Annotated in this window: 4 protein-coding genes and 1 pseudogene; all 5 read left to right on the top strand. The window is 69.2% G+C overall.

Translation table 11 applies throughout. From position 1 onward, the window contains the following. The first annotated feature begins 15 nt into the window (after positions 1–15). Positions 16–5,370, top strand: coding sequence for a non-ribosomal peptide synthetase (locus tag FE633_RS46395; RefSeq protein ID WP_246114154.1), 5,355 nt, complete (start codon positions 16–18; stop codon positions 5,368–5,370). A 47-nt stretch (positions 5,371–5,417) separates the two neighbouring features. Continuing rightward, complete coding sequence (locus FE633_RS46390) at positions 5,418–5,639, top strand: MbtH family protein (RefSeq protein WP_119100264.1); 222 nt, start codon at positions 5,418–5,420, stop codon at positions 5,637–5,639. A 36-nt stretch (positions 5,640–5,675) separates the two neighbouring features. Then, entirely contained in the window at positions 5,676–6,887 is a 1,212-nt protein-coding gene (locus FE633_RS46385; RefSeq protein ID WP_119100265.1) for a cytochrome P450, read from the top strand. Then, complete coding sequence (locus FE633_RS46380) at positions 6,884–8,074, top strand: cytochrome P450 (RefSeq protein ID WP_138051180.1); 1,191 nt, start codon at positions 6,884–6,886, stop codon at positions 8,072–8,074. Before FE633_RS46385 ends, FE633_RS46380 begins: the two co-directional genes overlap by 4 nt. 341 nt (positions 8,075–8,415) lie before the next feature. After that, positions 8,416–8,573, top strand: a pseudogene (locus FE633_RS49080) (ABC transporter); the annotation flags it as partial.

Raw genomic sequence — 8,573 nt, 5'->3', positions numbered from 1 at the left:
TTCACGATGTCGTCGGTGGTGGATCTGCCGGTCGGGATCGACGGGGCGGGTCTGACGGCGACGTTGGCGGCGGTCTGGGACCGCCACGATCTGCTGCGCTCCCGACTGGTCGGCGACGGCATGCGGGTGGACGCGCCGGGCACGGTCGACCTGGCCGGTCTGGTGCACCGGGTGGAGTGCGACGGCACCTGGGACGAGGCCTGGAGCGCCCGCGCCGCGCGGGAACTGGACGCCGCGACCGGCCGGTTGGACCCGGCCCGCGGGGTGATGGCGCAGTTCGTGTGGTTCGACGCGGGGGCGGAGACGGCGGGCCGTCTGATCGTGGTGTTGCATCACCTGGTCGTCGACGGTGTGTCGTGGCGCATCCTGCTCCCCGACCTCGCCGAGGCGTGGAGCCGGGTGCGGGCGGGCGAAACGCCCGAACTGCCCGCGGTGACGACGTCCGTACGCCGCTGGACGCACGCCCTCGTGGAGGAGGCGTCCTCGCCGGAGCGTGTCGCCGAACTGGAGCTGTGGCAGTCGGTCGTCGACGGCCCGGACCCGCTGCTCGGCTCGCGGGAGATCGACCCCGCGGTGGACGTGGTCTCCACCGTGGATCACCTGTGGCTCAAGGTTCCGTCGGAGGTCACCGAAGCGCTGCTGACGGATGTGCCCGCCGCGTTCCGTGGTGGTGTGAACGACGGTCTGCTCAGTGCGTTGGCGGTGGCGGTGTCCCGTTGGCGGCGTGGCCGTGGGGTGGAGGAGTCGTCGCTGCTGGTGAAGTTGGAGGGGCACGGCCGTGAGGAGGCGGTGGTGCCGGGGGCCGATCTGTCGCGGACGGTCGGCTGGTTCACCAGCATGTTCCCGGTCCGTCTCGATCTCGCGGGTGTGGATGTGGAGGAGGCGCTGGCGGGGGGTGCGGCGGCCGGTTCGGTGGTCAAGGCGGTCAAGGAGCAGTTGCTGCGCATCCCCGACAAGGGGCTGGGTTATGGCCTGTTGCGGTATCTGAACGAGGAGACCGGTGCGGTTCTCGCGCCGCATCCGACCGGGCAGATCGCCTTCAACTACCTCGGTCGTTTCTCCGGGGCTGACATGCCTGAGGAGTTGCGGGGGTTGGGCTGGTCGCAGGCGCCGGGCACGAACGAGTTGATCGCGGTGCCGGACGCGGACATGCCGGTGATGTCCACCCTGGAGATCAACGCGGCCGTGACGGACACGGAGGACGGCCCTCAACTCGGCGTCCGGTTCGGGTTCCCGGCGGGTGTGCTGTCCCACGACGAGGTGCGGGAGCTGGCCGATCTGTGGGGGGAGGCCCTGGAGGGCCTGGCCCGGCATGTCGCCCAGCCGGACGCGGGCGGTCTGACCCCGTCGGACGTGCCGCTGGTCTCGGTGCGGCAGAGCGAGCTCGAGGGTTGGGAGCAGCGCTACCCCGGCCTTTCGGACGTATGGCCGCTCACTCCGCTGCAGTCCGGTCTGCTCTTCGAGTCGATGCTGGTCGACTCGACGTACGACGCCTACCACGTGCAGGTCGTCTACCAGTTGTCCGGTGCGGTGGATCCGGAGCGGATGCGGGCGGCCGGCCAGGCCCTGCTCGACCGGTACGCCAACCTGCGCACCGCGTTCGTGCCCGACGCCTCCGGCGACCTGGTCCAGCTCGTCCTCGACGACGTCGAACTGCCCTGGCAGCTGACGGATCTGCGCGAACTGGACGCTCCCCTGCGCGCCGAGGCGCTGGAGCGCCTGCTCGCCGAGGACGAGGCGGACCACTTCGACCCGGCCACCGCGCCGCTGTTGCGTCTCTCCCTGGCACTGACCGGACCGCGGCAGGCCGAACTGGTCCTGACCTCGCATCACGCGCTGCTCGACGGCTGGTCGCTGAGCATCCTGATGCAGGAGCTGCTGCGCCTGTACACCTCCGGGGGCGACGCCTCCGTACTGCCTCGGGTCCGCAGGTACCGGGACTTCCTGCGGTGGCTGTCGCAGCAGGACGCCGAGGAGTCGGCGCGGGCGTGGCGGACCGAACTCGCCGGGGTCGAGGAGCCCACCCTGATCGTGTCCGACCGCGCGGCCGAAGCGGATCCGCAGCGGGTGGGGCAGGTGGAGATCCCGCTGGACGCCGACACCGCCCGCGAGCTGATCCGGTGCGCCGCCGACCTGGGCGTCACCCTGAACACCCTGGTGCAGGGCACCTGGGCGATCGTGCTCGCGGGGCTGACGGGCCGGCAGGACGTGGTGTTCGGCACCACGGTGTCCGGCCGCCCGCCGGCGGTGCCGGACGTGGAGTCGATGGTCGGTCTGTTCATCAACACCCTTCCCGTGCGGGTGGAGTTGTCGCCCTGGCAGAGCTTCCGCCAGGTGCTGACCGGTCTGCAGGACCGGCAGGGTCCGTTGATGGACCATCACCACGTCGGGCTGACGGAGATCTGCCGCACCGCCGGTCTGAGCACCCTGTTCGACACCGTCGTCGTCTTCGAGTCGTTCCCGATGGAGCGCGAGGGCCTGAGCGACGCCGGCGCGGGCGAGAGCGTCGCGATCACCAAGGTGAGCACCGGCAACGGCACCCACTACCCGCTGGGCATCGCGGCCGCGGCCGACGACCGCCTGCACGTGGTCATGGAGTACCAGGAGGACCACTTCGACGCGGACGCCGCCGAGGGGATCGCCGCGCGGTTCGCCCGGGTTCTCGGCCAGTTGGTCTCGGATCCCGATGTGCCGGTCGGATCGGTCGACGTACGGCCGGAGGCGGAACGCGAGCGGCTGCTGGCCGGCTTCAACGAGACCCCCGCGGCGACGGCCGAGGGGACCGTCCCCGACCAGTTCGAACGACAGGCCGCCGCGACCCCGGACGCCCGGGCGCTGCTCTTCGAGGACGTCCAGCTCACCTACCGCGAGCTGGACGAGCGGGCCAACCGGCTGGCACACGCCCTGATCGAGCGGGGCGTGGGGCCGGAGACCGTGGTCGCGGTGGCCACGCGCCGTTCGCCGGACCTGGTCGTCGCGCTGCTCGGCGTCGCCAAGGCGGGCGGGGCGTATCTGCCGGTCGACCACACCTACCCGGCCGAGCGGATCGCCTACATGGTGGGCGACTCCGGCGCCCGGCTGGCGGTGGTGGACGCCGCGGCGGCGGAGGTGCTGGCCGGGCACGACCTGCCCACCCTGCGGGTGGACGAGGCCCCGGCCGACTCGGGCTCCGACGCGACCGGCACCACGCCCCCTCCGCGTACGACGACGCTCGACAGCGCCGCGTACGTCATCTACACCTCGGGGTCGACCGGGCAGCCCAAGGGCACCGTGGTCACCCACCGCGGAGTCGCCGCGCTGGTCGCGTCGCACGTGGAGCGGATGGCGGTGACGGCGGACAGCCGGATGCTGCAGCTCGTCTCGCCGAGCTTCGACGTCTCCCTCTGCGAGATGTTCACGGTGCTGCTGTCGGGTGCGGCCCTGGTGCTGGCCGACAAGGAGGACCTCGCCCCCGGACCGCCGCTGGCCCGCACGGTGGACCGGCACCGGGTGACGCACATGATGCTGCCGCCCGCGATGCTCGCGGCGCTTCCGGCCGACTCGCTGAGCAGCGTGGTCTCCCTGCTGGTCGGCGGCGAGGCGCCGCCGGCCGAGCTGGTCGCCCAATGGGCCCCGGGCCGCCGGATGATGAACGTCTACGGTCCGACCGAGACCACCGTGTGCGCCACCATGAGCGCGCCGCTGACCGCGGACGACCGGGTGTTCCCGATCGGCACGCCCATCCACGACACCCGGGTGTACGTACTGGACGCGGCGCTGCAGCCGGTCCCGGTAGGGGTGCCCGGCGAGCTGTACATCGCCGGTCCCGGTGTGGCCCGGGGGTACCTCGGCAAGCCGGTCGTGACGGCGGGACGCTTCGTGGCCTGCCCGTTCGGGGGGCCGGGGGAGCGGATGTACCGGAGCGGCGACGTGGTGTCGTGGACCGCGGAGGGTGCCCTGGTGTTCCACGGGCGCGCCGACGACCAGGTCAAGATCCGCGGCTTCCGTATCGAACTCGGCGAGGTCCGGGCCGCGTTGACGGCGCACCCCGGGGTCGACCAGGCGGTCGTGGTCGTCGACGACAACGGCGGCGACCGGCGGCTGGTCGGGTACGTCGTCGCCGCCCCGGTGCAGGCCGCCGACCGGACCGGGGACGAGGAGGACGGCGAGCCGGCGGCCGGTGACCTGGTGGCCGGTGACCTGGTGGTCGGGGACTTGGTGGCCGGGGTGCGCGAACTCGTGCGGGAGCGGCTGCCGCAGCACATGGTGCCGTCGGCGCTGATGGTCATCGACGAGATACCGCTGACCCTGAGCGGGAAACTGGACAGGCGGGCGCTGCCCACACCGGACTACGCCGGGGTGTCGACGGGCCGTGCGCCGCGCACCACCCGGGAGGAGATCCTGTGCGGTCTGTTCGCCGAGGTACTCGGGCTGCCGTCGGTGACCGTCGACGACGGGTTCTTCGCCCGGGGCGGGCACTCCCTGCTCGCCTCCCGGCTCATCAGCCGCATCGGGGTCGTCCTGGGCGTCAACCTTCCGCTCAGGGCGGTGTTCGACGCCCCGACCGTCGCCGAACTGGCCACGTTCCTGGAGTCGGAGGGCGACGCCGGCCACTCCGGCGACCCGTTCGCGCCCGTGCTCTCCATCAAGGGAAACGCGGGGAACGCGAGCGGCGAGGGCAACTCGGTATCCGACACTGAGCCGTTGTGGTTCATTCACCCGGGCGGCGGGATATGCTGGCCGTATCTCGGATTCGCCGCTCGCCTTCCGGAATACCAGACCATTTACGGAATCCAGGCGAAGGGATTCGACGGGACGACCCGACTGCCCGAATCCATCGACGAGATGATCGTCGATTATGTCGGCGAGATCCTGGCCGTCCAGCCTGCGGGCCCGTTCCATCTGGCGGGATATTCCATCGGCGGTACGTTCGCCCAGGCCATCGCCGCGCGACTGCAGGGCCTGGGCCACGAAGTGGCGCTCCTGGCCCTGCTGGACAGCGTCCCCAGCAGCTACCTGGTGACGCAGGCGCCGCCCACCCCGAGCGCGCTGCGGGAGTACCTCCGCGAGCACCTCACGAGCGGAGTCGGCTCGGACGACTACGAGTCGTTCCTGGACAACGCGGTCCGGGTGATCGTCAACCACCAGTCGCTGACACCGGGGTTCACCTCGCCGGTCTTCCACGGCGACGCCGTCTTCTTCAACGCCGTGCCCCAACAGGACGCGACGTACGGGGATCTGTGGAAGCCGTACATCACGGGTTCCGTCAAGCAGTTCGACATCGAAAGCACGCACCACGATTTGATCAACGCGGAGCCCGCCGCCGAAATCTGCTCGATCATCGGCCGGGAGATCTCCGCGCGACGCCGGAAAAGCCAAGAGCGCGGCTGAACTTCCCTGATGCCCGTGTGTGTTGGTAACGGAAATGGAGTCCAGGAATGAGCAGCAATCCGTTCGACGACGAGAACGGTGAGTTCTATGTCGTGGTGAACGACGAGGACCAGCATTCGCTCTGGCCGGCGTTCTCCGACGTGCCCGCGGGCTGGCGGGCGGTCTACGGCGCGGCCGGCCGCGCCGCATGCCTGCAGTACGTCGAGGAGAACTGGACCGATCTGCGGCCCAAGAGCCTGCGGGCGGCCATGTCCGCCGCCGAGAAGTAGCGCGGGACCCAGAACCAGAGAGGAACGGCTTTCCCTATGTCCAAAGTCATCGAGCGGTGGAACGTCCATCCCAACAGTCCCTGGCTGCGCGGCGTCCGCCCGGACAAGCCCGTCGAGTTCGTCGAGCAGCTCGGCTCCTGGAGCGCCTACGGCTTCGCCGAGGTGGAACAGATCCTCGGCGACGCCTCGGCCTTCTCGGCCAAGACAGCCGCGTATGCCGCCGTACAGGTCGACCCGAAGTTCCAGGAGGGCGACATCTCGCAGATGGACCCGCCGGAACAGACCAAGTACCGCAAACTGATCGGGCGCGCGTTCAGTCCCAAGGTGATCGCGAGCCTCGAGCCGCGGATTCACGAGATCACCAATGAACTGCTCGACGCGGCGGCGGAGAAGGACGGCTTCGAGCTGGTGGCGGACTTCGCCTACCCGCTGCCGGTCCGTGTCATCGCCGACCTTCTCGGCCTCGACAGCAAGGACTTCGACCTGTTCAAGGGGGCCGCGTTCGACATCATCGAGAACATGGCCGGCCTTGACTTCGTCGCCGGCGGTGACGGGATCGAGGACCAGATCCACGCCGCGGAAGCGCGCCTGAAGCCCCTGCTCGACTACATGCTCGACCAGGTTCTCCAGCGGCGCGAGCGGCCGAGGGAGGATCTGCTCACCTATCTCATCCAGTCCGAGGACGACGGCCAGCGCCTCACCGACAACGAGGTCGTCAACATCGCCAACGTCCTGCTGATCACCGGCCACATCACCAGCACCATGATGGTCGGCAACACGATGGCGTGCCTGGACCTGGAGCGCGACAAGCTCGTCCAGGTGCGCGAGGACCGCTCCCTGGTCCCGACGGCGATCGAGGAGGCCCTGCGACTGCTCCCGCCGGCCGCCACGCTGTCCCGGGTGACCACCAGGGACGTGGAGATCGGCGGCGTCACGATCCCGGCCGAGCAGATGATCCTGCCGTGGGTGGGCGCGGCCAACCGTGACCCGCTCAAGTTCGACCGCCCCGACGAGTACGACCCGGCCCGCACCCCCAACGACCACATCTCGTTCGGAAACGGCATCCACTACTGCCTGGGCACCCGGCTGGCACGGCTCGAAGGCAGGATCGCGATCAACGCCCTGCTCGACCGCTACCCGGACTTCACCACCGACCAGGACAAGACCGCCTTCTTCCCCTCGGAGGACATGGTGGGCGTCCGCGCGATGCATGTCCTTCCCGCCGAGGGAAGCAAGGGAAAGGCATGACCGAGTTCGCGGACCGGTGGCGTCTTGGAGCCGACAAGTACTGGCTGCGAGGGCAGTTACCGGACGAGAAGGTGAAGTTCGACGAGGACTTGGGTGTGTGGCAGGTCGCCGGGTACCCGGAGGTGCTCGCCGTCCTCAACGACTCCGAGTCGTTCTCGGCCGACTCCACGCGGCTGTTCGACGTCGACGAGGAGCAGGCGAAGCTGATCAAGGGCGACATGGCCCAGATGAACGGCCCCGAGCACATCCATATGCGGCGGCAGGTCGGCCGCGCGTTCAGCCCCAAGGCCATGGACGACCTCGAGGTGCGGATCACCAAGCTCGGCGGCGAGTTGCTCGACAAGCTGGCCGGCCGGGACCGGTTCGACCTGCTGGGCGACTTCATCGACGACCTGTCCGGGATCCTCTTCAGCGAACTGCTCGGCACCCCGGCCGAGCACCGTGACATGTTCAAGGCCGTGGACCAGACGATGGACGCCGATGTGCAAATGAGCACGGTCGGCGAGGGCGGCGAGGAATACTTCGACTCGCTGCTCGGGCCGCTGCTTCCGCTGCGTGACTTCCTCGGCGACATCATCAACGAGCGCCGCAGGGAGCCGAAGCAGGACCTGCTCAGCCTGATGCTCGAGTTCAAGTACCTCGACGGCCGTCCGATGGCGCACGACGAGATCATCAACTTCGCGGTCGCCGTGCTGGGTGCGGGGCATCTGACCAGCCCGATCCTGATCGGCAACACGATGCTGTGTCTGGAGACGTTCCCCGAGCAGGCGGCGAAGGTCCGCGCCGACCGCTCGCTGGTGCCGGGCATGTTCGAGGAGGTCATGCGGTACTTCACACCGGCCACGACCTCCTACCGGGCCACCGAGGCCGAGGTCGAGGTGGGCGGGGTGACGATACCCAAGGACCAGATGGTCAGCCTGCAGCTCGGGGCGGCCAACCGGGACCCGCGCCAGTTCCCCGAGGCGGACACCTTCGACGTGACCCGCGCCCCCAACCAGCACGTCGGCTACGGCCGTGGTGCGCACTACTGCATCGGCGCGGCGATGGCCCGGGTGGAGACGCGCATCATCTTCAACCTCGTCCTCGACCGCTTCGCACACCTGCGGGTGGACCCGGACGTCGCTCCGGTCTTCTTCGGTTCGCCCGAGTTCACCGGTGTGCGCTCCCTGGCGGTCCGCACGGACTGACCGCGGCACACCTGCGGAAATCCCCGTCCGGGGGCCCGAGTTCTGGCCCCCGGACGGGGATTTCTGCATGTCCGCGTGCCCGATAGCTCTTCAATATCCGGCCGATAAGCCCGGCTCGTAACGTCGTTGTCGGAACGAGGGAACTGAACCACCCACGACAGCCGCCGGTTCACGGTCACACCCCTCGTTGCCGGCGAGTACGTGTGACACGCCGTGCGGCACGCAAGATCAAGATCTCTAATTGCACAAAGTTCAAGACATCACTTGCACACTGTGCAAGTCGGCCCTATGGTCGTACTTGAACACAGTGCAAGTCGGTTCGTTCCATGAGGAGGAATGTCATGTCAGCGAGTGAGTCCAGGAGTTCCGCGGGACCCCGTGCTGCGGCGATCAGTGCTGTGGGGCTGGTGAAGGCGTATGGGGAGCAGCGGGTGCTGGACGGGGTGGATCTTCAGATCCCGCAGGGCTCGGTGTTCTCGCTGCTGGGTCCGAACGGGGC

It is taken from the genome of Streptomyces montanus, from assembly GCF_005786655.1.
Taxonomy (GTDB): Bacteria; Actinomycetota; Actinomycetes; order Streptomycetales; family Streptomycetaceae; genus Streptomyces; species Streptomyces sporangiiformans.
The sequence above is the reverse complement of the archived record's forward strand: the minus strand, read 5'-3'. Positions and strand labels throughout refer to the sequence as shown.

Excerpts from the sequence above, each read along its gene's own strand:
- FE633_RS46390 (WP_119100264.1), top strand. The coding sequence starts at position 5,418 with ATGAGCAGCAATCCGTTCGACGACGAGAACGGTGAGTTCTATGTCGTG.
- FE633_RS46385 (WP_119100265.1), top strand. The coding sequence starts at position 5,676 with ATGTCCAAAGTCATCGAGCGGTGGAACGTCCATCCCAACAGTCCCTGG.
- FE633_RS46380 (WP_138051180.1), top strand. The coding sequence starts at position 6,884 with ATGACCGAGTTCGCGGACCGGTGGCGTCTTGGAGCCGACAAGTACTGG.